This is a genomic window from Mariniflexile sp., assembly GCF_052728615.1.
Map to the genome: position 1 here is coordinate 1 of NZ_JBFVFE010000002.1, position 22,916 is coordinate 22,916.

General features: G+C 35.3%; 19 protein-coding genes and 1 pseudogene. 9 read left to right on the plus strand and 11 right to left on the minus strand.

Annotated elements, in window-relative coordinates; genetic code table 11:
- The 6 genes and pseudogenes from ACU1LP_RS01185 to ACU1LP_RS01210 all read right to left on the minus strand — a co-directional run.
- A pseudogene (locus ACU1LP_RS01185) lies at nucleotides 1–98 on the minus strand (Asd/ArgC dimerization domain-containing protein); the annotation flags it as partial.
- A gap of 471 nt (nucleotides 99–569) precedes the next feature.
- The gene (locus ACU1LP_RS01190) at nucleotides 570–2,093 is read right to left on the minus strand and encodes a sulfatase (RefSeq protein ID WP_445735324.1); all 1,524 of its coding nucleotides are present in this window, start codon (nucleotides 2,091–2,093) and stop codon (nucleotides 570–572) included.
- Between the two features lie 337 nt (nucleotides 2,094–2,430).
- The gene (locus ACU1LP_RS01195; RefSeq protein ID WP_445735325.1) at nucleotides 2,431–3,537 is read right to left on the minus strand and encodes a glycoside hydrolase family 88/105 protein; all 1,107 of its coding nucleotides are present in this window, start codon (nucleotides 3,535–3,537) and stop codon (nucleotides 2,431–2,433) included.
- 126 nt (nucleotides 3,538–3,663) lie between these two features.
- Complete coding sequence (locus ACU1LP_RS01200) at nucleotides 3,664–5,166, minus strand: RagB/SusD family nutrient uptake outer membrane protein (protein WP_445735326.1); 1,503 nt, start codon at nucleotides 5,164–5,166, stop codon at nucleotides 3,664–3,666.
- A gap of 24 nt (nucleotides 5,167–5,190) precedes the next feature.
- The gene (locus ACU1LP_RS01205; RefSeq protein ID WP_445735327.1) at nucleotides 5,191–8,511 is read right to left on the minus strand and encodes a SusC/RagA family TonB-linked outer membrane protein; all 3,321 of its coding nucleotides are present in this window, start codon (nucleotides 8,509–8,511) and stop codon (nucleotides 5,191–5,193) included.
- 150 nt (nucleotides 8,512–8,661) lie between these two features.
- Nucleotides 8,662–9,825, minus strand: coding sequence for a FecR family protein (locus ACU1LP_RS01210; RefSeq protein ID WP_445732806.1), 1,164 nt, complete (start codon nucleotides 9,823–9,825; stop codon nucleotides 8,662–8,664).
- A 113-nt stretch (nucleotides 9,826–9,938) separates the two neighbouring features.
- Between ACU1LP_RS01210 and ACU1LP_RS01215 the strand changes: the two genes are divergently transcribed.
- Complete coding sequence (locus ACU1LP_RS01215; protein WP_445732805.1) at nucleotides 9,939–10,550, plus strand: RNA polymerase sigma factor; 612 nt, start codon at nucleotides 9,939–9,941, stop codon at nucleotides 10,548–10,550.
- A gap of 218 nt (nucleotides 10,551–10,768) precedes the next feature.
- On the opposite strand, the gene ACU1LP_RS01220 is transcribed toward ACU1LP_RS01215, so the two are convergent.
- The 4 genes from ACU1LP_RS01220 to ACU1LP_RS01235 all read right to left on the minus strand — a co-directional run bounded on the left by ACU1LP_RS01220 (nucleotide 10,769) and on the right by ACU1LP_RS01235 (nucleotide 14,141).
- Nucleotides 10,769–11,758, minus strand: a complete 990-nt coding sequence (locus tag ACU1LP_RS01220; protein WP_445734218.1) for an aspartate-semialdehyde dehydrogenase — start codon at nucleotides 11,756–11,758, stop codon at nucleotides 10,769–10,771.
- A 143-nt stretch (nucleotides 11,759–11,901) separates the two neighbouring features.
- Nucleotides 11,902–12,303 carry a large conductance mechanosensitive channel protein MscL gene (gene mscL, locus ACU1LP_RS01225; protein WP_445732803.1) on the minus strand — a complete coding sequence of 134 codons (402 nt, stop codon included), beginning with the start codon at nucleotides 12,301–12,303 and terminating at the stop codon, nucleotides 11,902–11,904.
- 73 nt (nucleotides 12,304–12,376) lie between these two features.
- On the minus strand, nucleotides 12,377–13,501 hold the full coding sequence (gene alr, locus ACU1LP_RS01230; RefSeq protein WP_445734217.1) for an alanine racemase: 1,125 nt from the start codon (nucleotides 13,499–13,501) through the stop codon (nucleotides 12,377–12,379).
- Nucleotides 13,494–14,141: a thymidine kinase gene (locus tag ACU1LP_RS01235; protein ID WP_445734216.1), complete on the minus strand. Its 648-nt coding sequence runs from the start codon at nucleotides 14,139–14,141 to the stop codon at nucleotides 13,494–13,496. The genes alr and ACU1LP_RS01235 overlap by 8 nt, the downstream gene beginning before the upstream one ends.
- A gap of 280 nt (nucleotides 14,142–14,421) precedes the next feature.
- Here ACU1LP_RS01235 and ACU1LP_RS01240 point away from each other — a divergent pair, with 280 nt between their 5' ends.
- The 4 genes from ACU1LP_RS01240 to ACU1LP_RS01255 all read left to right on the plus strand — a co-directional run bounded on the left by ACU1LP_RS01240 (nucleotide 14,422) and on the right by ACU1LP_RS01255 (nucleotide 17,526).
- A complete protein-coding gene (locus tag ACU1LP_RS01240) occupies nucleotides 14,422–15,168 on the plus strand; it encodes a hypothetical protein (protein WP_445734215.1) in 747 nt (248 codons plus the stop codon).
- Nucleotides 15,165–15,836 (plus strand): 16S rRNA (cytidine(1402)-2'-O)-methyltransferase, encoded by a 672-nt coding sequence (rsmI, locus tag ACU1LP_RS01245; RefSeq protein WP_445732202.1) that lies wholly within the window; start codon nucleotides 15,165–15,167, stop codon nucleotides 15,834–15,836. Before ACU1LP_RS01240 ends, rsmI begins: the two co-directional genes overlap by 4 nt.
- A gap of 125 nt (nucleotides 15,837–15,961) precedes the next feature.
- Nucleotides 15,962–17,158, plus strand: coding sequence for an ATP-binding protein (locus ACU1LP_RS01250; protein ID WP_445735328.1), 1,197 nt, complete (start codon nucleotides 15,962–15,964; stop codon nucleotides 17,156–17,158).
- Between the two features lie 23 nt (nucleotides 17,159–17,181).
- On the plus strand, nucleotides 17,182–17,526 hold the full coding sequence (locus tag ACU1LP_RS01255; RefSeq protein WP_445735329.1) for a HopJ type III effector protein: 345 nt from the start codon (nucleotides 17,182–17,184) through the stop codon (nucleotides 17,524–17,526).
- 129 nt (nucleotides 17,527–17,655) lie between these two features.
- Here the strand turns inward: ACU1LP_RS01255 and ACU1LP_RS01260 are convergent, their stop codons facing one another.
- Nucleotides 17,656–18,246 carry a carboxymuconolactone decarboxylase family protein gene (locus tag ACU1LP_RS01260; RefSeq protein ID WP_445735330.1) on the minus strand — a complete coding sequence of 197 codons (591 nt, stop codon included), beginning with the start codon at nucleotides 18,244–18,246 and terminating at the stop codon, nucleotides 17,656–17,658.
- Nucleotides 18,247–18,314: 68 nt separating this feature from the next.
- Between ACU1LP_RS01260 and ACU1LP_RS01265 the strand changes: the two genes are divergently transcribed.
- The 4 genes from ACU1LP_RS01265 (at nucleotide 18,315) to recJ (ending at nucleotide 22,617) form a co-directional block, all read left to right on the plus strand.
- A complete protein-coding gene (locus ACU1LP_RS01265; protein WP_445735331.1) occupies nucleotides 18,315–19,325 on the plus strand; it encodes a dipeptide epimerase in 1,011 nt (336 codons plus the stop codon).
- A 6-nt stretch (nucleotides 19,326–19,331) separates the two neighbouring features.
- A complete protein-coding gene (locus tag ACU1LP_RS01270) occupies nucleotides 19,332–20,360 on the plus strand; it encodes an aminotransferase class I/II-fold pyridoxal phosphate-dependent enzyme (RefSeq protein WP_445732197.1) in 1,029 nt (342 codons plus the stop codon).
- 72 nt (nucleotides 20,361–20,432) lie between these two features.
- On the plus strand, nucleotides 20,433–20,855 hold the full coding sequence (locus ACU1LP_RS01275) for an OsmC family protein (RefSeq protein ID WP_445732196.1): 423 nt from the start codon (nucleotides 20,433–20,435) through the stop codon (nucleotides 20,853–20,855).
- Between the two features lie 73 nt (nucleotides 20,856–20,928).
- Entirely contained in the window at nucleotides 20,929–22,617 is a 1,689-nt protein-coding gene (recJ, locus tag ACU1LP_RS01280; protein ID WP_445735332.1) for a single-stranded-DNA-specific exonuclease RecJ, read from the plus strand.
- The last annotated feature ends 299 nt before the right edge of the window (nucleotides 22,618–22,916 follow it).

The window sequence follows — 22,916 nt, forward strand, 5'->3', positions numbered from 1 at the left end:
AAGTTATCGGCAACAATCCACATGTTTAACGTGTTTGGTTGCGATTCGTCCCTGCGTAATCTGCCCACAAAAACCTCGTCTTTATCGTGTGCATAAATATTTTTTTGTGAAATAACCCTCCTGAATTGTGTTATTTACAAACTATTTAAGAGTTTTCTTGACTTAATTTATTAAAATTCTTGTCACAAAGAATTTATATTAAGCCATAAATTTCCTAAAAACCAGTAAGCAGACTAACTGTTAATGCACCAAAATATATTATATTATTTTTAATTATTTGGAAGCGAACGGGTAATTACTTATATGACTTTAGGAAAAATCGAACTAAATTAACGTGAATAACGGATAAGAAAATTAAGATTGAATTTTTCTTTTTCCCCTCCCCTAAAGGGTGGAAAAATTCCTGAAATGTATAAAATGTATCACCCTTTAGGGTTGGGGAAGGGACATTTTCGGCTCAATAGGGTTATCCATTATTCACGTTAAATTATAAAATTTGAATAAAAAAAACACGGGCCAATTAACCCGTGTTAAAAAATCAACTTATTTTATAACTACTTATTATGTGATTAGTAACCAGTATTTTGAGTAATCTTTGGAGGGTTTTCATCTGAAGCACTTGTTCTCGCTTTTTGTTCTACAAAATACGGCTGAAAGGTATACGAAGAATTTGGATCCCATTTGGCGTTCGTTTTGGGTAAATATTTTTTTAAACGCTCTATTTCTTGCCTATATTCTGGATTTTCGGCTTGATTGGTAAACTCGTTCGGATCGTATTTGTGGTCATAAAACTCTTCGCCCCCATCCTCATATTGAATGTATCGGAAATAATCCGATTTTACTGAATGATTGTTCATTCCAAATGTTGTAATTGCGAAAGAAGGTTTTTTTTCCTTTCCTAGTATTGTTGGAACTAAACTTTTGCCCTCATTTCTTTCATAGGCAGGAAGCCCGCATAACTCTAAAAGGGTTGGATAAATGGAAAGCATTTCAACTGATTTGTCGATGACTTTCCCTTTAGGAAGCTGTGGTGCGACGAATAAGAGTGGTGCATTGGTCGCTGCATTCCATAATGCATGTTTGGCAAATGTGCCTTTTTCCCCTAGTCGATACCCATGATCGGACCATAATACAATAACGGTATTAGCTGCGTATTCACTTTCGTCAAGGGCATCTATCAATCGGCCTATTTCATAATCCACAAAACTGATACATGCCAAATATGCCTGAATGATTTTAGGCCATTCTCCACTTTCAATTGCCCATTCGGTAGAGGGCATCATGGGCAGATCATTTATTTGCAGCGCAATTGGAGGAACGTCATTCAGATCATCTGCTCTATAAGGAAACGTTTTTATGCTGTCCAAGGGATGCATGTCGAACCATTTTTGCGGTACATACCAAGGTACGTGAACCCGTAAAAAACCAACGCCCATAAAAAAGGGTTTGTCATATTTTCTTTCCAAACGATCCATGACCCAGTCTACGGATTCATGGTCGGGCATTAGCGAATCGGAATTGGGAAAAGCTCCCCAATCGGTACCTGTTCTACCATATTTTTTTCTATCCGCCTTGCCGTAACCATCCCAAACAAAACGTTCAGGGGGGTAAGGTCCAAAACCCTTTACCCTACCACCGGACTCATCGAAAACACCATCGGGTGCGTGTTCATGAAACAATTTACCAATGCCCATGGTATGGTATCCATTTTTCTTAAAGTATTCCGGTAGCATAACTATTTCTTTGGTAGCTGGGTTTTTCGAGCGAATTTTGTTGTCGTTAATCATACCATAAATCCCTGTTGTAGATGGGCGCAAACCAGTCATTAGGGATGCTCTTGAGGGACCGCACAATGGTGCCTGACAATGCGCATCTGAAAATATAACCCCTCTAGCGGCCAATCTATCGATATTAGGGGTCTTCGTATTTGAATATCTATCCAAAACCCCTAACATGTTGTTCAGGTCATCCACAGCAATAAACAACACATTGGGATGTTCTTTTTTTTCGGGTTCAACCAGTTTGTTTTTCTCTCGACAGTTGCAAAGTATAATTGAAACTAAAATGAGAACTAAATAATTATTTTTTTTCATTTTACTTTTATTTCAAATCTTATTATATGCCTTAAAATCAAAGAATTTGATTTAACAATTTTTTAAACTTTATAAAATTGTAACGGTTTAATGATGGGATGTTTTGGGTACAACCCACAATGTATAAAGTTTTGAAGGCAGTCTTTTCGCATCATTTAATTATAGCTTAATAAGGGGTTAAAGCTTCTCTTATTAATAGTTTAGTCAATTGGATCGTGTTATAAAATTTGTAAACAATTAAAAATCAACAATTTATTCGTTAACAAAGCCAACTTAATTGATGCTCTCATTAATAAGTGATTAATGATTTTGTTAATACTAACTTCCAAAGTCTCTTTTACTTGCCACCAAGCATTTTGTAAATTTCAGAACCTGCGCTCAAAAAAGCACCTGTGCCATAAACTTCAGTTTTATCGGCCCAAGCCTTGCCAGGTGCTGCACCGATGGGCTGGACATAACCCAACATGCCCTCTGTGGTAACATGACCAACCAAGGTATTCCACCCCTTTTGTACCGTGAGGGCATATGTTGCCTTGTCTAATATCCCTTGGTTTATTCCCCATGCTAAGCCGTAAACATAAAATGCGGTACCACTATTTTCGGGCGTAGGGTAAAAGTTTTGACCCAATAAACTCATGGCCCAGTGGCCTTCAGGAGTTTGGATTTTGTGCAGTTTACTGGCCATTTTTTTGTAGATGTTCAGGAAATATCTGTATTCCTTACTATTCTCATCCAACTCGTTCATTATATTAACGAGTCCGGCAAATACCCAACCATTACCTCTTGACCAAAATATTTTGGTACCGTTGTCTAGTTTACCTATATAGCTTTCATCCCTGTAATATAGGTTTTCTTTTTTATCAAACAAGAAATCAGTTGTTGCTTTAAATTCTGTCATCATAAAATCCAAGTATTTTTTTTCTCCTGTTATATTGTAAAGTTTTGCCCAAACTGGAGGTGACATGAAAAGGGCATCGCACCAATTCCAGCGGTCTTGGTGATAAGGAGTCTTCCAATTTAAGGTGGTTTGGGCAGGATGGAGTATAATAAAATTGAACTGCTCTTTTGTTGGTTCTATCATTTCCATGTCCAAATACTTTCGATACAGCTCAACATATAATTGGCCTACGGTATGGTCATCTGCATGATATTTTCTTCGATGTAATTGCCATTGGTGCTTTTCTCCAATTTCTTCCAACCATTCATAATATTTGTCATCATCTGCCACGGCAGCCCATTTTACCATGCCCACATACAAGGCTCCATTGGTCCAGTCCAGTGGGTGGTGTGGTTGGTCACGTTCGCTATAAATATCTTGGTAATGCTCTATTTGCCAGTCTGCAACTTGGTTCATAACGTTTTTTACCTCTTGTTTATGTATTTTTTGCCCTAGCAAAAGATGACTTGATAAAATTGAAATTAATAGTGATAGGAGTGCTTTCATAATTTTATTGAGTATTTTCAAATCTTATTAGATTGGTTCCTATTTTAACCCAGGATAATTTTAGAAACAAACATTCAGAAAATAATTCTCAAGTTTTTTGCTTCAAATAAATTCTTTAGGGTTTAATCAGTACCCTGTGTTTTGAGTAATTTTTGGAGGGTTTACATCTATTTGAGGAATTGGAAACAGATAATCTCTATTTACATCCACATTATAAGATTCCAAAGACTCTGGTCTGGTAAAAGCTTCGTTAAGAATCCCCCATCGCTTAATATCATACCATCTTTTAAACTCAAAGGCAAATTCCAGTCTACGTTCTTCTCTTAATAATTGTATAAAATCCGCATTACTAATGCCACTTAATACATCCACAGGAAAACTTGTGGTTTTCGCACCATTGAACCTAGCTCTTTGGCGAATTTGATTTACATAGCCTATGGCTTCAGGAGTTGCTCCATCTGTTTCTGCAATGGCCTCTGCTGCAATCAACAGTACATCGGCGTATCGATATAAATTGTAGTGGTGGTCGCTAGATCTATCATCGCCACCATCTTGGGGGCCTGGAAATCTAAAAAATTTTGCTATATGAGGTCTTGGAACACGGAAGGTAGAATTAACTAAAGCAATTTTATTACCTTTAAATACTACTGAATCTTCGAAACTTACCTTACGTCTGTAATCCCTGCTATCCCAAGTGGTATAAACTTTCAAAGATGGAACAGCCACAGAAAGACTTCTTGGTGCAAAATCCCTAATTCTTGTCAAGTTAACCATACCATCTTTTGGATTATATTCTCCATCGTTTAAATTATTCTTTAAATCGATTGTTAAGATGGATTCCTTTATATTTCCTGCTACATTAGCGTTAAATAAATTCTGATAATTATTTTCTAATGCATAATCAAAAACTGCTTTATTGGTAATAATGTATCTAGCTTCGTCCGCTGCATCGTCAAATCTTTTTAGAGTTAGGTAAACATCTGCAAGAACTGTGGATGCACTCCCTTTTGTACCTATATTTCTAACATTTGACACGTTTCGGTTGGGTAGGTTTTCTTTTGCGAATAACAAATCATTGATAATATTAGTATAAATTTCATTAACTGGAGTTCTTGTAGCATTATTTAGAGTATTAACACTTTCTACAGGACCACCTAGATAAGGCACATCTCCAAAACTACGCACTAAGTGGTAATATGCGTAAGCGCGAATAAATCTGGCTTCTGCTTCTAATCTATTTTTAATAAAACTTTCTGCATTTATAGAGCGAGCACCTGCAATAGCTGTATTAGCAGCAGAAATGGATTGATAGAGTTTTACCCAACTATCTTCAATAATACCATTGTTGGCATCCATTGTAAAATTGTTGGTTGTTACTCTGTCCGCTAATGTATTACCGTCTCCAATATCAACCATATCCCCACGCAGCATTAATGCAAGAAAAAATGATTTTTCCATATTAGTTGTTACAAATTCGGCATAAGCCCCATATACAGCTGCTTGTACATCTGAAGGGGTTTGAAAAAAACCTTCAGGGGATAATAGCCCTTTTGGCTCTTCTTCTAAGTCACAACCAACGGTGCTTCCAATTAATATGAGTAGCATGATTTTTAATATATATGTTTTCATTTTATGAGTATTTAAAATTTTTAATTAGAAACTTAAATTTAATCCTAGGGTATAAGAAATAGCACTTGGATAACTTCCGTAATCTAATCCTAAGTTTGTATTGCTTGAACGAAACGCAACTTCAGGATCTACACCGGAATAATTAGTAAAGGTTAACAAGTTCTGACCACTAATATAAATTTTGGTAGCTCCAATATGTAACTTTTCCAATAAACTTGAAGGAAGATCGTACCCTAGCGATACGTTTTTTAAACGAAAATAGGAACCATCTTCAACAAATCTTGTAGATGTTCTAGGAACACGACCTGTGGTAGCTTTTGGAATGTTGGTAACTGTATTGGTAGGTGTCCATCTATTCAAAGCATCAGTCGTAGCATTGTTGTTCCCAGTAAGTCTATCTAATTCTGCTCTTCCTAAATTTAACACATCACCGCCTAAAGCACCTTGAAAAAAAATATTAAGACTGATGCCTTTATATGAAAAATCATTGTTAAAACCAATATCGAATTTTGGATTTGGGTCACCAATTATTTCTCTATCCAATGTATTTAAAACGCCATCACCGTTTAAATCGGCATATTTTTCACCTCCAGGCGTTGTCTCGAAAGTACCACCTGGAATAAAAGTATCTCCTACCTGATAAACGCCTTCATAAACATATCCGTAAAAGGACCCTACAGGGTGACCTTCACTTAAAATAGAGTTATCTACTGATCCTGTTAAACTTGGGGCACTTGAAATTATAATGTCTTCACCATTTGGTAGTGATAGAATTTTATTTTTGTTGCTCGAAATATTAAATATAGTAGACCACTTAAAGTCATTAATTAAATTTTTGGATTGAATTTGAAATTCATAACCTTTATTTTCAATCTTGCCTAGATTTTCCAGTCTTGTTTGAAATCCTGAAAAGGAAGGAATAGGTACACTAAATAATAAATCGCTGGTTTGTTTGTTATAATAATCTGCGGATAAACTAATTCTACCTTTTAAAAGTTCTGCATCTATCCCAATGTTAAATTGTGCTGTTGTTTCCCAAGTTAAATCGCTGTTTGCAATAGCAGTTGGTCTTATAGAGCTAACAGAGGCATCATTTAAAACAAAGTAGGTAGGAGATATTCTCGAAAATGATTGATAAGGGCTAATGGCTTGGTTTCCGGTTAAACCATAACTCGATCTAAATTTCAAGTTGGATATTACACTGTTTTCCGGATAAAACTTTTCATTGCTTATATTCCATGAGAAAGCCCCAGATGGGAAAAAGGACCACTTGTTGCCTTCACTAAACTGGGAGGCGCCATCATATCTACCTGTGAATGTTAATAAATAGCGGTCATCGTGATTGTAATTTAATCGTGAATACCCTGATACTATTTCAGACGAAACTTTACCTGAGTCTGGAGCTAATAAGTTAGTGCCCGCTCCCAAATTCCAAAAGCCGAAAGCATCCGTTATAAACCCGGTGTTACCAGCTGAAAAAGTTTCAGTATCAAATTTTTGATAGGAATACCCATTAGTGAAATTAAAATTGTTTTTATCTCCTAAGTTAAATTTATAAGTAAGATATTGCTCTGTAAGGAAATTTGAATTTCTTCTATACGATAAATTTGCTTGACCATCAGTATTCTGACCTTGGTTAGAAATTTTGTTATAATATGCTGCAAAACGATTGTTTGTTAATATCACACCAAAAGTAGAAGTAAATAATAGGTTGTCAGTGATATCAAATTCGCTTTTCAAATTTAACTGAACGTTCTCATTTCTAGTGTTTTCATCTCTTCCATCTATAGAGGCTCTTGGGTTCTCAAAAGCAGCTATACCCACAGCGCTTATGGTATAATCGCCATTTTCATCAAGTATACCAACATTAGGTTCAAACCGTTGGGCACTAGTTATAACGCCTGAGTTAGTAGCTACACCGCTCGTTTGGGTAGGAACGCCATTTCTATTGGAGGATTGTATGATAGAATTTAAATTAACCCTTAAACGATCTGAAATTTTGGCATTTAAGTTTGACGTTAATGAAATGCGCTTATAACTGGATTTTTCAATAACTCCTGTTTGATCAAAATAAATTCCAGAAACATAAAATTTAACCTTTTCACTTCCACCGGATAATGAGAGTTGATGATTTTGGGTAAAGCCGAATCTAAAAATTAAATCTTGCCAATCTGTATCTGCTGTAATATTATTTAAATCATAAAAATCAGTACCTCTGGCTTCGTTGATATAAGCACTAAAATCTTGAGCGTTTAAAACATCTACTCGGCCTATTTCTTTTTGGAATGCGCCATAGGTATTGTAGCTTATTTTAACCTTGCCTTCTTTACCTGTTTTGGTAGTTACCAAAACAACACCGTTTGCCCCTCTAGAACCATAAATAGCAGTTGCAGAAGCGTCTTTTAAAACCTCTATGGACTGAATATCCTCAGCAGGGGGTAAAATACCACCAACTAAACCATCAACAACAAATAAAGGTGAACTACTTGCGTTAATAGAGTTTGAACCACGAATACTTATTTTAAAATCTCCACCTGGATCGCCATTGTTAGATTGCACTACAACGCCCGATGCCCTACCTTGTAAAGCTTGTACGCCATTAGTTGATGGATAGGCCACAAGTTGATCTTCTTTAACACTGGAAACGGCTCCTGTTAAATCACTTTTCTTTTGAGTACCGTATCCAACAACAATTACTTCGTCTAGTTTAGCAGAATCCTCTTGTAATGTTATTTTAATTGAGGTTTGACCATGTATAGATATTTCTTGATTTAAAAAACCTATATATGAAATAATTAAAATTGCATTTCCGTTATTTAAAGTCAAAGAAAAATTACCATCAAAATCAGATTGTGTACCGTTTGTAGTTCCCTTTTCTATAATATTTGCACCAGGCAAAGGTACGCCCGAAGCATCGGTAATGATTCCTGATATGGACGATTGAATTAATTCTTCTTTGACTAATTCCTTTCCATCCTTATCGCTAGCCTTCTTAAGTATTATTTGTTTATTAAACACTTCAAATTTTGTATCAGTATTTATAAAAAGGTTTGATAGAATATCTGAAATCCGCTTTTTATTAACTTTAATAGATATAACACGGTTTAAATCAATTTCATTCCGATTATATAAAAATTTGAATTCGGATAAAGATTCAATTTCACGAATAACATCATTCACTGTTACTTTATCCATATCTAAAGTTAATTTAGTAGCTTGAGAATAGGATGAACTAGCGCTTAGCTGAAATAAAGTACAGACAAAGAATAATAGCGTGAGTTTCATTTTAAGGTCTAATTTCAAAAAAGAAGTGTCAGCTTCCCATGAATTAATGATTTTTTTCATAATTTAGTTTTGTAATTGGTTTAATTTCATTTTAAATCACTTTTTTACTAAATCGGAAAATGTGTCCGCATTTTCCGGTTTTTTATTTAAAAAGCGAATAGTTTGCATTTTAATAAATTAGTTTTTCAATCATATAGGTTAGTTTATTGGTTAATAAATTAAGACTTCATTATTGATGATCTTATATTGTATGGCGTAACTTTTGCTAAAAGACTCGATTATTTCATTAATACTCTCTATATCAAAGGTGGCATCAAACAATTGATCATCTAATTCTTTATTACTATTTTTTATAATAACATTATATTGCCTTTCTAAAGTCTTTCTTATGTGTTTAAATGTGGCGTTTCTAAAAATTAATTTTCCTTCTATCCATGCAGTATAGATTCTAGTATCAACCTTATCTATTGATATTTCATTATTAGAAACATCCCATTCGGCTTTAAACCCAGATTTTAGTATTGTAGGATCCTTTTTACTTTTATTATTACCATAAATCTCTACTGAGCCCTCAACAAGAACTGTATTTATGCTAGCATTTTCTGAGTAAGACGAAACATTAAACTTTGTGCCAAGAACCTTTACATTCATGTAGTTTGCATTCACAACAAAAGGATGTTTTTCATCTTTGGTTACATCAAAATAAGCTTCTCCTGTTAAAAACACGTTTCTCGGTAAACCCGTAATAAATTTAATAGGGTATTTAATTGAAGTTCCTGCATTCAAATAAACATGTGTACCATCGGATAATACTAAATCAAACCTTTTCCCATAAGGTACATTTAACGTGTTGTAAACCAATTTATCTGGTGTCACTGCCTTTAAATAACTCAGTTCAGATTTTTTTTGGCTACCAATAATATTACCCTTTTTATCTTTTATTTGTTTTTCTTCGTTTAGGTTAATAACTTTTAAAGTTCCATCATCCATCTGTATAGTAATAGATTCTTCTTTTGAAGTTAATATCTCATTATTAGAAACTTTATCTTCACTTATATTTGTCTTCATTTGGTATAAATACCCAATGCCAAAAACTATAATCAATAATGCAGCATACTTAAATATTGACCGAACCTTATATTTATAAAATGGGTTTTTATCCTTTTTAATTTGTTGAGACAAATTCTTTTTTATCGCTTCTATATCTGGGTTATTCATCGCTAACCTTAATTTATAGTGGATTTTGATATATGACTCAAACAACCTTTCATTCTTCGAATTTAAAATCCATTTAGACAAGTAATCCAAGTCTTCTGAATTTGCCTCATTAGTGAGATATTTGACAATAAGAATTTCAATGTTTTTAGAATTCATTAATTTTATGTTATTTTATTGATAGACAAACCAAATTCACAATACCCTAATATTTTTATCATTTTTTTTTCATATTTGTATATATTAGTACTGATATTTATGACTTACTTAATATGAATACGAATTATTCAGACCAAAAAACATTAATTGAAACTTTAAAAAAAGGCGAAGAAAAGGCATTTGTTTATTTAGTAGATCATTATAGTCAGAGGTTATACGCTTATGCATTAACACTTACAAATGATCAAGTTATAGCACAGGATATTCTCCAAAACGTATTTTTGAAAACTTGGGAAAATAAACATAAAATAAATATTTCAACTTCTTTGACAAACTATTTATTCAGATCAATCTATAATGAGTTTATAAATCAATACAAGAAAAAAAGATCTACTATGATTCTTGAACAAAAGTATTTTAAAGTTTTAGACAAGGTTATAGAAATTCAAGATGACAATTCATTAGCAAAAATTATTGAAAGAGTAAATTCAGAGATTCATAAACTTCCTCCAAGATGTAAAGAAGTCTTTATTTTGAGCCGAAAAGAAGGTCTTACTAATATTGAGATTGCCGAATATAAAAAAATATCTATTAAATCTGTTGAGGCACATATTACTAAAGCCTTTTCTATATTACGAAAAACGCTTGGAAATAAAACAAACAGTATTTTGTTTTTATTGTTTGGTGTACAAAAAGATAAGTACATGGCAAAAATTGAAAAATAAATGTTATATAACTAATTGTCAGCAGTTTAATAATCTCATGTTCCAGACCTGTCAGCCCCGATAGCTATCGGGATTTAAAACCTGACAGATCTCAATTTCAGTGGGATTAGTACCATTTACAGAAGGTCAGTCTAATTTTTTGTCATGTAATGAAACAAAAAGTTAATTTTACTTCAGAATAAAAATAGCATTTATTTTTTTAATAAGAAAAAGCTGTCTTAAACTAAATTATTAGCAATTAAATATTCGCCAATTTGGATGGCATTCGTGGCTGCACCTTTGCGTAAGTTATCGGCAACAATCCACATGTTTAACGTGTTTGGTTGCGATTCGTCCCTGCGTAATCTGCCCACAAAAACCTCATCTTTATCGTGTGCGAACATGGGCATGGGGTAGCTGTTTGTAGCCGTGTTATCTTGTAAAACAACACCTGGGGTATCACTGATTATTTGTCTAACATCCGCCAAATCAAAATCGTTTTCAAACTGTACGTTTACCGCTTCGGAATGCCCTCCAGAAGTAGGAACACGCACAGCCGTAGCAGTTACCGAAAATGTTTTGTCGTTGAATATTTTTTGTGGCTCTCTAGCCAATTTCATCTCTTCTTTGGTGTAGCCGTTTTCTAAAAAAGTATCGCAATGTGGCAATACATTTCTACTGATAGGGTATGGGTATGCCATCTCGCCCTCAATACCTGCGATCTCGTTTTCCAATTGTTTAACCGCTTTTACACCTGTACCCGAAACCGATTGGTAAGTAGAAACCACCACACGCTTCATTTTATATTTTTTATGAAGTTGCGATAATGCCAACACCATTTGAATGGTGGAACAGTTTGGGTTGGCGATAATTTTATCGTCTTTGGTCAGTTCATGAGCATTGATTTCCGGAACAATTAATTTTTTAGTGGGATCCATTCTCCAAGCCGAAGAATTATCAACCACCGTAGTGCCAGCTTCAGCAAATTTAGGGGCCCATTGCAAAGAAGTATCTCCACCAGCAGAGAAAATGGCGATTTGTGGTTTTGCTGCCACAGCATCAGCTAAACCAATTACGGTATATTCCTTATTTTTAAAAGTCAGTTTTTTTCCAACGGAACGTTCAGATGCTACCAACAGCAATTCAGTTACAGGAAAATTACGTTCTGCAAGAACTTTTAGCATTACTTCGCCTACCATACCGGTGGCACCAACAACAGCTATCTTCATTTTAATTCAATTTAAGTTTCAATAAATTTTACGGGGCAAAACTAACCAATAATTCTATTTCAGAACCAAAAAAAAGCCCTCGTTTTACCAAAACGAGGGCTTTTTAACAACAAATAACACGTTGTTATATATTTAACACATTGTTATTTTTTAAGTAAATCCCTTATTTGAATAAGTAATTCTTCCTGGGTTGGACCCGCTGGTGCAGCAGGGGCTGCTTCTTCTTTTTTCTTAATTCTGTTGATTCCTTTAATAATCACGAACATGACGAAAGCTACAATTATAAAGTCAATCAAGCTCGTTAAAAAGCTTCCGTAAAGCACAGCGATTTCGCCGGTTACTTCGCCTGCATCATTAACAACGCCTGGTGTAATAACATATTTTAAATCGTTGAAATCGGATTTAAAAATCAACCCGATTAATGGCGATACAATTCCGGCAGTAAATGTAGTGACTACTTTGTTAAAAGCAGCGCCCATAACAAAAGCAACAGCAATATCCACAAGGTTGCCCTTCATTGCGAACTCCTTAAATTCTTTTAGCATAATTAATGGTTTTAATGGTTAAATAATTAAGACTACAATATAATAAAAAAGTCACATTTTAATTTTAAAATATTTAACCTTCAACAAAAATACGTTTTACCCGTTGTGAAATAGCTGTGATAAGCTCATAAGAAATGGTGCTGGCGGTTTCGGCTAAATTTTCGGCAGTGTTGGATGGCCCAAACACAATCACCTCGTCGCCTTCTTTACAATCAATGTTGGTAACATCTACCATAATCATATCCATGCACACATTTCCTAGAATATAAGCGCGTTGATTATTGATTATTACATACCCCTTCCCTTTGCCATACTGTCTTCCAATACCATCGGCATGACCAATGGGTAGGGTTGCCGATCTTAAAAAAGCATCTGCTGTAAACGCCCGATTATAACCTATGGATTCCCCTTTTTCAATAGAATGGATTTGGGAAATAATGGTTTTTAAAGTACCAATGGGTTTTAAATTTTTGTTGTCTTTTTCTGTCCCGATAGCTATCGGGATTCCAAAACCATACAGTCCAATTCCACTTCTAACCATATCAAAATGCGCTTCGGGGTAGTTTAAAATACCTGAGGTGTTGCAAAGATGAAGCAGTGGTTTATAGCCGATTTGCTGGGTAATATTTTTGGCAATGGCTTTGAATTTTTCAATTTGATTTAAAGTGAATGTTTTTTCGTTTAAATCTTCGCTGGCTGCTAAATGTGAAAAGACAGATTTTATTTTTACTGCTGAAGTTCCTTTTACTTTAGAAACAATAGCATCCACGTCATTTTCAGCAAAACCCAATCGGTTCAATCCTGTATTAAATTTAACGTGAATGGGGTATTCGCTTAGTTTTTCCGCGGAAGCGATCGCAATAAATTCATTTAAAATTTTAATATTGTACAAATTGGGCTCCAAACAATTTTGAATGAGCGCATTAAAATTTGCCGATTGTGGATGCAGTACTAAAATGGGTGTGGTTATGCCCGCTTTTCTAAGCTGTACCCCTTCGTGCACAAAAGCCACAGCAAAATAATCGGCTTGTAGATTTTGTAAATAATTGGCAATGGTGCAAGCATCACTTCCATAAGCAAAGGCTTTAACCACCGCCATAAACATGGTATCGTTATGTAGTCTCGATTTTAAATGTTCAAAATTATGTTTCAATGCATTTAAATCGATTTCAAGTACGGTTTCTTGGGCTTTAGGCATCTGGATTTTTTGGTTTTGGAATCACTTCTTCGGCATCGTTCACCTTCATATTTCTAACTTTATCGCGCGTCATGGCTTTGTAATAAGCGGCCCTACTTAAGGGTTCATATTCCTCAACTTCACCCAATAAAACCAAATTATCGCTTTTCCCTTTTCTATAACTATATTGTGCCAAATTGCCGGTTCTGGTACAAACCGCATGTACTTTGGTAACATATTCGGCAGTAGCCATTAAACTGGGCATGGGTCCAAAGGGGTTGCCTTTAAAATCCATATCCAAACCCGCCACAATAACCCGAACACCTTTGTTGGCCAAATCGTTGCAAACACGTACAATTTCATCATCAAAAAACTGTGCTTCATCAATACCGACCACATCACAACCATCGGCCAAAATAGGAATGTTGGCAGCGGCAGGTACGGGCGTAGAACGAATTTCGTTGGCATCGTGCGACACCACCATGTTGTCGTTATAGCGCACATCAATGGTCGGTTTAAAAATCTCTACTTTTTGCCGTGCAAACTGCGCACGTTTAAGCCTCCGGATCAATTCTTCGGTTTTTCCGGAAAACATAGAGCCACAGATAACTTCTATCCATCCAAATTGTTCTTTATGATTTACTGTATTTTCAAGAAACATTTTGTAATTTTAACATGGAACTTTTTTAGACTTTTATATTGAAGCGATCCCGATAGCTATCGGGAAGTTATTTTGTAGCTAGTTAAAGGCTTTTTTGAATTGCATAGCATTGCTACGAAATAAAAAAAAGACAAAAAATAGATGCAAAAGAGCAATTTTTAGCCAATAATAAAAGTTTAAAAAGAGTTCATTAAATAAAGCGATTGTTCGTTTGTATAAAGGTGGCGCAAATTTATTAAAAAACAAAAGCCTAAATAGCAATTATTTAAAATTTATAACAATGAAGAAGAAGTTAGAGTTGGAGTTGATGAGTATTGCACATAGAATTCTTAAATTAAAAGGGAAAGAAGATGTTGATAAAATGCATGCTGAAGTATCAGCGCTTTTTGAAAAATTGTCCGTTTTAAAATTTGCCCATGAAAATTTTGAAGGCGATGTGCCCATTATTGGTAGCGATGCATCGTTTTTTGGTATGTTGGACAATGCTTTTAACAATACCATTAGCGATACGATTGAAGTAGAAGATAAAATTTACATTAACCTGGATGCCATTGAAGACGATGGCATTATGGAACATGGCATTCAAACCATAAAGGATATGGTGGCACACATGCCCAATGGGCCTGAGGATATGGATGCGATAATGGAAGATGTTTTACCAAAACCGAAATACCAAAAAAATGACATGGACGATTTAATGGCCGGATTTAAAGATATGCCTGTTTTTGAGCCTGTTACCAAAGCATCGAACGGTATTTCCAACGAAAAAAAGTCGTTGAACGATAAACTGAATATTGGCGGATTGAATATTGGATTAAATGATAAAATAGCTTTTATCAAACATTTATTTGATGGTAAAAGTGAAGATTATGAACGCGTGATGTCGCAATTAAATACTTTCGATTCCTTCGCACACGCCCAAGGATTCCTTATGGATATTGTAAAACCAGACTATAACAATTGGGTGAACAAAGAGGAGTTTGAAGCACGCTTTCTTCTAATTTTAGAAAGAAGATTTAGTTTATGAGTAAACTTTACATGGTACCAACACCCATAGGAAATTTAAAAGACATAACTTTTAGGGCTGTTGAAGTTTTAAGGGAGGTCGATTTAATACTTGCCGAAGACACACGCACCTCGGGAAAACTGCTGAAACATTATGAAATTTCAACCCACATGCAGTCGCACCACATGCACAACGAGCATAAAACAGTTGAAAATTTAATACAAAAATTAAAAAGCGGCACCACCGTAGCATTGATTAGTGATGCGGGAACACCAGCTATTTCCGACCCCGGGTTTTTACTCACGCGTGCCTGTATTGAAAACAACATAGAAGTAGATTGCCTGCCCGGGGCCACCGCTTTTGTACCGGCTTTGGTAAACTCTGGTTTGCCTAACGATAAATTTGTTTTTGAAGGCTTTTTGCCCGTTAAAAAAGGACGGCAAACCCGTTTGCTGTCGCTTGCCGAAGAAACCCGGACCATCATTTTTTACGAAAGCCCCCATAAATTGTTGAAAACCCTCGCTCATTTTTGCGAGTATTTTGGAGAAAATAGAGAAGTTTCTGTATCTAGGGAATTGACTAAATTGTTTGAAGAAACCATACGTGGCACCGCCAAAGAAGTTTTGGAATACTACACGCATAAACCACCAAAAGGCGAAATAGTTGTTGTGGTTGGTGGGAAGAAATAAGCTTGTAACGTTTTCGTTTGTAAACAATAATTATAAATAACGTTTTTTGTTGTAAACAATTTTAAGTATTAATGTTTTTATTTATAAACAAAAATTTGTATTTTTGTTTTTGATAAATTACAATTATGGACGAATTATTTTCACTTCAAGAACAGTTATTAGAAACACTTTCTTCTAAAAAGCGTTATTTATTGAACGAAATAGATTGGTCTAATCGTTTAATAGGAATAAAAGGTGCAAGAGGTTCTGGTAAAACAACCCTTTTGTTGCAATACATAAAATTTAAACTGCCCAGGGAAAAAGAATCATTGTACGCAACGTTAGATGATTTGTATTTTTTAGAAAACAATTTGGTTTCTTTGGCCAAGGAATTTGTGTTGAGAGGTGGCACCAATTTGTTATTGGATGAAGTCCATAAATATCCTAATTGGTCTAGAGAGCTAAAGTTAGTTTACGATCAATTTCCCAATCTTCATATTATATTTACATCTTCTTCAATTTTAGAAATTTATAAAGGTGAATCCGATTTAAGCAGAAGAGCCGTTGTTTATAATTTAAAGGAATTATCTTTTAGGGAGTTTATTCAGTTTGAGCAAAACCACGATGCTATTCCAAAATATGAATTATTGGATTTGTTAAAGAACCATAAACAAATAGCAAAAGATTTAAAACCTTATGTTCAAAACCCAATAAAATATTTTGATGCGTATTTAAAATATGGTGCATATCCCTATTATTTGGAAAACAAGAACAGTTATGCTATAAAACTAAATCAGACCATAAACCTAATTTTAGAGGTCGATTTTAATGCTGTTGAAAACATAACTTTTGAAGATAGTAGAAAGATAAAGAAACTGTTAGTCGCTATTGCACAAAGTGCCCCTTTTATACCTAATGTAACCAAGTTGAGTGAGCGCTTGGGAATATCGAGGGTTTTTTTACTGAACGCTATTAAATTATTAAATAGAGCCGATCTAGTCATGGAATTGTATAAGCCAACAAAGGGTATTGGCGCGTTTACAAAACCACAAAAATTATATTTAAACAACCCCAATTTGGTTTATGCTTTAGGAAAACAGAATGCAGAGATTGGCACGTTAAGAGAAACGTTTTTTGCAAATCAAATGAAGCATCTTTATGAGATTCATTTGGCAGAACAAGGCGATTTTATTGTTGATAGAATCTACACTTTTGAAATAGGAGGCAAAGGAAAATCTTCAAAACAAATACAAGGGGTTGAAAATAGTTTTGTAGTAAGAGACGATATGGAAGTAGGAAGCCTTAATGTGATACCATTGTATTTGTTTGGTTTTTTATATTAAAAAGAATAAAAAAGCTAATGGTAATGGATATACAAACATTCATAAAAAAACTAAAAACCGAACCAAAAAGTATCGAGTTTTCAGAAACGATGGCTATTATAGAAGCTAACTACGAGTTTACACCAACCGCTTTTAAAAATGGTGATTTACAAAATAATGCAGGGGAGAATTCGGGGTCTTGTAAGTTATTTGCTTTCGCAAAATTACAAGGTTTTACAAAAGAAGAAACATTGGCGTGTTTTGGAAAATTCTATTTTGATGATGTACAAAAAGACCCAAATGGCAAAGGACATCAAAACATTAGAAATTTTATGAAAACGGGATTTGATGAGTTGGTTTTTGAAAAAGAACCGTTAAAACTTAAATAGATTCCATTAAACTGGCCCGAAAATTTTCAAACCAAATCTTAGTGGTTAATAAAAAAACGTTTAATTATTACGAGATTCCTGCCTTCTCAGGAATGACAAATCAAAAATCGTCTATCGTAATTCTTAAATCTAAAGGTGTTTCCCTTTCTCCCAACCATGTTTTCCTAAATACTGTTCGCCACTTTCAACCGCGCCATCTTCAATAGAGGTACCCATACTATCGTTCCAACGGTTTAAATATCCAAAAAGCGAAATAACTCCAAGCATTTCAACTATTTCACCTTCATCCCAATATTCATGTAAACGTTTTTTAATAGTTTCGTCCACACCATTTGGTATTTGAGAGGCGAGCAATGAAAAATCTAAAGCAGCGCGTTCAGCCTCACTAAATGCAGGATGTGTTTTGTATTCCCAAATATTATCCAATTTTTCTTGTTCAGCACCGTAGCGTTCGGCAGCACGTATGGCATGGGCTTGACAATATCTGCAACCCGTAGCGTTACTGCTTACCCAAGCAATCATGCGCTTTAAAGCCGACGTTACTCGACCTTCATTAGCCATCACCGCTTTGTTTAAATTAATAAAAGCTTTGGAAATAGCTGGTCTCCGTTGCATAGTTAAAACTGAATTTGGACAAAACCCCAGCGTTTCATTAAAGAATTCTGCTAGTTTTTTGGTTTCAGAATCATAGTCGGGAGATAATGGCGTAACTAAAGGCATAATTTTGATTTATCATTAAATTCAAAGATATAATTTTATTAACTTTCGTGAATTATTTAAAATAATTTATGGAGCTTAAACTCAGGTCGTTCAATTTAAAATTAAAACATACATTTTCAATTTCCAGAGAGTCCTACAACGTGCAACCCACATTGATTGTAGAACTAAAAGATGGCGATTTTTCAGGTTTTGGAGAAGCGACTTCCAACCCCTATTACAACATTACGGTTGAGAAAATGATGCAGGATTTAACAGTTTTGAAACCAATAATCGAAGCTACAAAAGATACTGCCCCAGAAGAATTTTGGAAACAAATGTACGCGCATTTAAAGCATAATATGTTCGCATTATGTGCTTTAGATTTGGCTTATAACGATTTGTTCGCCCGAAAACAAGGCAAAAAATTGTATGAACTTTGGAATTACGATATTTCAAGCAACCCGCTAACAAATTATACCATTGGCATTGATTCAATTGAAAAAATGGTGTCTAAAATGAATGAACTTCCTTGGCCAATTTATAAAATAAAATTAGGCACTAAGGAGGACATTAAAATAGTTGCCGAACTACGAAAGCATACCAATGCCATTTTTAGAATTGATGCCAATTGTGGATGGACGGTTGATGAAACAATAAAAAACTCCAAAATTTTAAGGGATTTAGGTGTTGAATTTTTAGAACAACCCTTAAAAGCTGATGATTGGGATGGGCATAAAGAAGTGTATCAAAAATCGGTATTGCCCGTTATAGCGGATGAAAGCTGTCAGGTAGAAGCCGATGTTGCCAAATGCTACAATCATTTTCATGGGGTTAATGTGAAGTTGGTAAAATGTGGCGGATTAACGGCAGCAAGACACATGTTGGTACACGCTAAAGAATTACGAATGAAAACCATGGTAGGTTGCATGACGGAATCGTCCGTTGGTATTTCGGCAATAGCCCATTTGTTACCGCTGTTGGATTATGTAGATATGGATGGTGCTTTATTATTATCTGAAGATATTGCAACAGGGGTTACTATTAAATACGGCATTACAACCTACAGCAGTTTAAACGGAACGGGCGTTGCTTTAATATAGTTTTCTATGATTATTGATGGGTTTCCAGACAGAGAAATTACAGTAAATGGTAAACCGTTTTTATACTTTGGCGGTACCTCGTATTTAGGATTGGCTACCAATCCTAATTTTCAAAACAATCTAATTTCAGGAATAAAAACATGGGGAACTGCTTACGGAAGCTCCAGAAATGCGAATGTTAAATTATCAATTTATAATAGAGCGGAACAACTATTTTCAGAATTGATTGGGGCGGAAGCATCTGTTACCTGTTCTTCCGGAACGCTAGCAGGTAAATTGGTTTTAGAATATTTGTATAAATCTGAAAACAGTTTTTACCACTACCCAAAAACGCATCCCGCCATTTTGCATTCCAATAGTTTGCCTGTTTTCATAGATGGAAGATTGCACCCAAACTTGCTAAACAATATTACTGAAAATATAGTCATTACTGCCGATGCTTTATTGGGTTTGGAAGTAGAACCAACAAGTTTCGAATTTTTAAACGGAATTTCATCAACAAAAAGAATCACCTTGGTGGTTGATGAATCGCATAGTTTAGGCATTGTTGGCAATTTTATGGAAGGTGTTTTCAGTTCCATTTCAAATGAAAATCTGTTCCAAAAAATCATGGTATCTTCGTTAGGGAAAGCGTTGGGAATATCGGGCGGCTTGGTGGCGGGTGATAACCATTTTATTGATGCACTAAAAAATGAACCAGATTTTATTTCTTCATCAAGCATCAGTCCAGCGTATTTGCAGGCGTTTATACTTTCTCAAGATGTGATTAAATTGCAACAAAAAAAACTTCAGGAGAATCTAAGGGTTTTGTTTGATGGTTTACAGTTGAATTCGGACTTTAAATTCAGTAAAAACTACCCAGTTATTTATTCTAAAAACGAAAAAACTTACAACTATTTACTTGAAAAAGAAATCGTTATAACAAATTTTAAATATCCAACCTATAAAACCGCCATGAATCGAATGGTCATTACGTCCAATCACACCAAAAACGATTTAGACACATTGAAGCAGGCATTGTTGGCATTTAACTAATCCCACTGAATGGTTTTTTTTGACAATTTAATACGTATTTTTGACGTTTCAAATAACACAAAAATTTAAAGAATGACGAATCTAATCACAACAACTTGGCTGGGCAACATGAAGTTTGAAAGCACCAACCCATCCGGGCATAATTTGTTTATGGATGCCGCCCCAGAGAATGATGGCAATGGAGAAGGCTACCGCCCAAAAGCGCTCATGTTGTCGGCTTTGGCAGGATGTTCGGGTTTGGATGTGGCATCGCTTATTAAAAAGATGAAATTGGAAGTAGCCGATTTTCAAATAGACATTGAAGCAAATCTTACCGAAGAGCATCCTAAAATTTATGACAAAGTCGCTATGCATTTTCATTTTTATGGCGATGCATTAAGCGAAAAGAAACTTCAGAAAGCAGTCGATTTATCCGTTGAAAAATATTGTGGTGTTATGGAAATGTTCCGTCAGTTTTCAGAGTTAGCCATTGAAACCCATTTTCATAAGAAATAAATATTTGCGATTTAGAGGAGGCACTTTGTACTTCTAACTTTGTACTTTTAACTTTGTACTTCTAGCTTTTTTTATGCGTTGGACCTTAAAACCAAAACCCGATTCTAAAAAACTGGAGGCTTTGCAAAAAGCGCTTCAAGTGGATGCTGTGGTGGCCACGTTATTGTTACAGCGTGGTGTGGAAACTTATGAAGATGCCAAGGCTTTTTTCAGGCCAAGTTTAGACGATTTGCACGATCCGTATTTAATGAAGGATATGGATAAAGCGGTTGCCCGAATTGAAACCGCCATGGAAAAACACGAAAATATTCTGGTGTATGGCGATTATGATGTGGACGGAACCACCGCAGTTGCATTAATGTCTTCGTATTTAAAAACAAAATATAACCTGGTCTATACTTATATTCCTAATAGGTATGATGAAGGTTATGGCATTTCGTATAAAGGCATCAATTTTGCCTTGGAGAATAATTTTACCCTCATTATTGCTTTGGATTGTGGCATAAAATCCGTTGACAAAGTAGCGTATGCTAAAGAATTGGGCATCGATTTTATAATATGCGACCACCATACACCAGCAGATGGAATTCCAGACGCGGTTGCTGTTTTAGATCCAAAAAGAAACGATTGCAACTATCCTTTTAAAGAACTTTGTGGTTGTGGGGTTGGTTTTAAATTGATCCAGGCATTAGCAGGAAAAGATGGAAAAAAAGCAGAAGATTTAACCGAATATTTAGACTTGGTTGCCACAGCCATTGGCGCCGATATTGTGCCCATTGATGGCGAAAATAGGATATTGGCCCATTTTGGCCTGCAAGTGATCAATACCAATCCACGCCCCGGAATTAAAGCCATATTGGACCAAGTTGAAAAAACGGAATTGACCATTACCGACGTGGTTTTTGTTGTGGCACCTCGCATCAATGCTGCGGGGCGCATGGAACATGGCAATTTTGCAGTGCGGTTATTGGCAGAGGAAGAAGCGGATTTGGCCGTTAAATATGCTTCGGAAATTAACAATTACAATCTTGACAGGCGCGAAACCGATAAACAGGTTACAGAAGAAGCCTTGAAGCAAATTGAAGAACAAAACGAACAGGGTCGTCTTACTACGGTGGTTTATCATGAGAATTGGCATAAAGGCGTTATTGGCATTGTGGCTTCCAGATTAACCGAAACCTATTACCGGCCCACATTGGTATTTACAAAAAGTGGCGATAAGTTGGCTGCTTCGGCACGTTCGGTTCGCGATTTTGATATTTATGAAGCTTTAGGAGCATGCAGTGCCCATATCGAACAATTTGGGGGTCATAAATATGCAGCAGGCTTAACGCTTTTAGAAGAAAATTATGAAGCTTTTAAACAGGCTTTTGAAGATGTGGTTACAAAAACCATTGATAGAAATTTATTGACCCCGGAAATTAAAATTGATGTTAAAATTGATTTACAGGACATCACGCCTAAATTTTACAGGATTCTAAAACAGTTTGCGCCTTTTGGCCCCAATAATATGACCCCCGTTTTTATGACGGATAATTTGTTGGATACCGGTTACGGCAAATGTGTGGGCGAAGACAAGACCCATTTGAGAATGACGGTAAAGCAACCACAATCCAATAGTGTGGTAGCTATTGGCTTTGGAATGGGCGATAAATTTGACATTATTTCCAATAGAAAACCTTTTAAAGCGGTGTATTCCATTGATGAGAATGAATGGCAGGGACATGTAAGTTTACAGTTGAAACTAAGGGATATTATGTGAATTTTAAGGACTCCGTCCGTTATTTTTTTGTAATTCATTTACGAAGAGGACAGGGCTAACGTCCCTTTTAATCCATAAATTTTTGTATCTACGAAGATTCCAGGCCTAAAACCCAGAATGCTGCCTGCTTAATACCGGTAGATTTTTATAGAATTTTGTTCTCCGTTTATATCGTTAATATTTTTGATGAACTTAGGGGCGTTAGCCCTAACATCATTGTAGAGAATAGGTGATGAAGATGGTTTAGGGGCGTTAGCCCTGACATCTGTTGTTTAATAAAATGGAGTGAAAGTGTTTGC

Coding starts and splice junctions, on each gene's coding strand:
- ACU1LP_RS01190 (WP_445735324.1), bottom strand. CDS start 2,093: ATGAAAAAAAATAATTATTTAGTTCTCATTTTAGTTTCAATTATACTT.
- ACU1LP_RS01195 (WP_445735325.1), bottom strand. CDS start 3,537: ATGAAAGCACTCCTATCACTATTAATTTCAATTTTATCAAGTCATCTT.
- ACU1LP_RS01200 (WP_445735326.1), bottom strand. CDS start 5,166: ATGAAAACATATATATTAAAAATCATGCTACTCATATTAATTGGAAGC.
- ACU1LP_RS01205 (WP_445735327.1), bottom strand. CDS start 8,511: ATGAAAAAAATCATTAATTCATGGGAAGCTGACACTTCTTTTTTGAAA.
- ACU1LP_RS01210 (WP_445732806.1), bottom strand. CDS start 9,825: ATGAATTCTAAAAACATTGAAATTCTTATTGTCAAATATCTCACTAAT.
- ACU1LP_RS01215 (WP_445732805.1), top strand. CDS start 9,939: ATGAATACGAATTATTCAGACCAAAAAACATTAATTGAAACTTTAAAA.
- ACU1LP_RS01220 (WP_445734218.1), bottom strand. CDS start 11,758: ATGAAGATAGCTGTTGTTGGTGCCACCGGTATGGTAGGCGAAGTAATG.
- mscL (WP_445732803.1), bottom strand. CDS start 12,303: ATGCTAAAAGAATTTAAGGAGTTCGCAATGAAGGGCAACCTTGTGGAT.
- alr (WP_445734217.1), bottom strand. CDS start 13,501: ATGCCTAAAGCCCAAGAAACCGTACTTGAAATCGATTTAAATGCATTG.
- ACU1LP_RS01235 (WP_445734216.1), bottom strand. CDS start 14,141: ATGTTTCTTGAAAATACAGTAAATCATAAAGAACAATTTGGATGGATA.
- ACU1LP_RS01240 (WP_445734215.1), top strand. CDS start 14,422: ATGAAGAAGAAGTTAGAGTTGGAGTTGATGAGTATTGCACATAGAATT.
- rsmI (WP_445732202.1), top strand. CDS start 15,165: ATGAGTAAACTTTACATGGTACCAACACCCATAGGAAATTTAAAAGAC.
- ACU1LP_RS01250 (WP_445735328.1), top strand. CDS start 15,962: ATGGACGAATTATTTTCACTTCAAGAACAGTTATTAGAAACACTTTCT.
- ACU1LP_RS01255 (WP_445735329.1), top strand. CDS start 17,182: ATGGATATACAAACATTCATAAAAAAACTAAAAACCGAACCAAAAAGT.
- ACU1LP_RS01260 (WP_445735330.1), bottom strand. CDS start 18,246: ATGCCTTTAGTTACGCCATTATCTCCCGACTATGATTCTGAAACCAAA.
- ACU1LP_RS01265 (WP_445735331.1), top strand. CDS start 18,315: ATGGAGCTTAAACTCAGGTCGTTCAATTTAAAATTAAAACATACATTT.
- ACU1LP_RS01270 (WP_445732197.1), top strand. CDS start 19,332: ATGATTATTGATGGGTTTCCAGACAGAGAAATTACAGTAAATGGTAAA.
- ACU1LP_RS01275 (WP_445732196.1), top strand. CDS start 20,433: ATGACGAATCTAATCACAACAACTTGGCTGGGCAACATGAAGTTTGAA.
- recJ (WP_445735332.1), top strand. CDS start 20,929: ATGCGTTGGACCTTAAAACCAAAACCCGATTCTAAAAAACTGGAGGCT.